The sequence below is a fragment of the Frankia sp. CcWB2 genome (assembly GCF_977927585.1).
The window spans coordinates 19,888-22,246 of record NZ_CDWRCM010000060.1 but is presented as its reverse complement, the minus strand read 5'-3'; the positions used below and the strand labels follow the sequence as shown (position 1 = coordinate 22,246).

The 2,359-nt window shown below is 66.6% G+C and carries 2 protein-coding genes; both read left to right on the top strand.

The window, feature by feature from the left end; translation table 11 throughout:
• The first annotated feature begins 348 nt into the window (after positions 1-348).
• Complete coding sequence (locus ACY45C_RS08835; RefSeq protein WP_462187134.1) at positions 349-1,674, top strand: ATP-dependent 6-phosphofructokinase; 1,326 nt, start codon at positions 349-351, stop codon at positions 1,672-1,674.
• 357 nt (positions 1,675-2,031) lie between these two features.
• Positions 2,032-2,359 (top strand): hypothetical protein (locus ACY45C_RS08830; RefSeq protein ID WP_462187133.1); only part of this gene is annotated, 328 nt, incomplete at its 3' end.

The window sequence follows — 2,359 nt, the reverse complement described above, 5'->3', positions numbered from 1 at the left end:
CAACTCAACTGATCACAAAAGTCGGGTTGGAGTACTAGTTTGGGTTATCCGGCTCGGACGGCCTGCTCGCATCGCCCGGAGGTGTCCGCCTGGGACAAGTCGGGACGGGGTTGGCAGGTTGTTACGCCGGTTTCGCGCCTATGAAGCCATTGTTTCCGTCCGCAGGTTGCGGGTTATCCGGTCGACGGGGCCGTGGTGGGTGGTTTGGGTCGGTACTCTCGGTGTGGAGAGACCTGGGATGATCGGGGGCGTCCGTGCTCCTCTGGTCCAGGTAAGTATGAAGCGAAGTCACCGAGACTGATGTAGTGCCGATCGAGACGTGAGGGCCGGGTAACGGTGGGTGCACCAATGCTGGTGGATAATGCCGATCTGGCGGTCAAGACCCTGGGGGTCTGCCGGATTGATTCCCCGCTCCTGCCGCTGCTGGGGGAGCGGCCGACGACGCAGCACTATATCGATGAGTCGGACAAGGTCCTCTACGACGACACTGCCCTGATGATCTCCTCGCGTGGTGTCGCGCTCGACGACCTGCCCGGATTCGAGCCGGCCGGGCCGCGCCGGAAGATCTACTTTGACCCGTCGAAGACCCGGGTGGGCATCGTCACCTGTGGTGGGCTCTGCCCCGGGTTGAACAACGTGATCCGCGGTCTGGTGCTGGAGCTGACCTCGCACTACCGGGTTCGGCGGATCTTCGGGTTCCGTAACGGGTACCAGGGCTTCATCGCCCGCTACGGCCACGACGTCGTCGATCTCACCCCGGAGAGCGTCGCCAACATCGACGACGACGGCGGGACGATCCTCGGCAGTTCCCGCGGTCAGCAGGATCCCGCCGAGATCGTCGACTGCCTCTCCCGGATGAACATCAACATCCTGTTTGTCATCGGTGGTGATGGCACCCTGCGCGGGGCCGGGCAGATTGCCCGGGAGGCCGAGACGCGCGGGGAGAAGATCGCCGTGGTCGGCATCCCGAAAACGATCGACAATGACATCCCCTACATCGACCAGAGCTTCGGCTTCCAGACGGCCTTCGGCAAGGCCGCGGAGTCCATCCGGGTCGCGCACGCCGAGGCGACGTCCGCGCCCGGCGGGCTCGGCGTGGTCCGGCTCATGGGCCGCCACTCGGGATTCATCGCCTGCTACGCGACGCTGGCGAAGAGTAACGCGGACGTGGTGCTCATCCCGGAGCTGCCGTTCAAGCTGGAGGGCGACGGCGGCCTGCTGAACTACGTGCGTCGCCGGGTGGCCGAGCGCGGCCACGCCGTCGTCGTCGTCGCCGAGGGTGCCGGCCAGGAGCTCGTCGTCGGCCAGCCGGAGAGCACCGACGCGTCCGGGAACCGCAAGCTGCACGACATCGGCCCGGAGCTCTCCCGCCGGATCAAGGAGTACTTCGACGCCGAGGGTATCGAGCTCAACCTGAAGTACATCGACCCCAGCTATGTGATCCGCAGCGTGCCGGCGAACCCGTACGACAGCGTCTACACGATCCGGCTCGCCCACGCGGCCGTGCATGCCGCGATGTCCGGCCGCACGGAGATGGTCGTCGGCCGCTGGCGGCGGCGGTTCATCCACATCCCGATCCCGCTCGCGATCAGCCAGCGCAACCAGGTCGACCCGGCCGGCGATCTGTGGATGTCCGTCCTCGAGGCGACCGGCCAGCCGCCCCGCTTCGAATAGCCGAGTAGCCAGCCCCCCTCTCTTGCCTTTCCAGAGGGATAAAAGGGACGTCGAAGCCTCTGGACAGGCAAGGTTCCCGGTGTGGCCGTGCGTGTCCACAAGGACGAATCGGGCCCGGGGCCTCTGGACAGACACCCACCGGAACAGCCCACGGTGTGCCGCGGTCAGGCCGGGTCAGGCCAGGCCAGGCCAGGCCAGGCGGCGGATCCACCAGAAGCAGAAGCCGGTCCGTCATGCCGGACGGTGGGCGCCGATCACCGTAGGGTACGTCGACAGACGCACCCGGCCCGCCGCGCCCGACCTGGATGTGCTGGCCGGACACTGTTCGGACCTGGCGGGTAGGAGGGCAGGGAGTACGTGGAGGTCTTCGAGACTCATCGGAGCCTGATCGAGGACTATGCGGCCTTCACCGACTCCCTCGTCGAGGTTCGCGACGAGAAGATCAGAGATTATCTCGAGCAGGAGCGGGCGGCGAAGGTCCGCTGGCCTGACCCGTGGATCTCGCTCAACCCTGCGTTCGCCTCCGGCGGCACGGTCGACGAACTGGTCGGCACGGGTCTGCTGCACCCCGACTGCGGCAGATTCTTCCGGGTCAAGAGGGATGCCGACGATCCCGGCAGGCGGTCGCTGACGCTGTATCGGCACCAACGGGAAGCCATCGAGGCGGCCCGGGACGGCGGCAGCT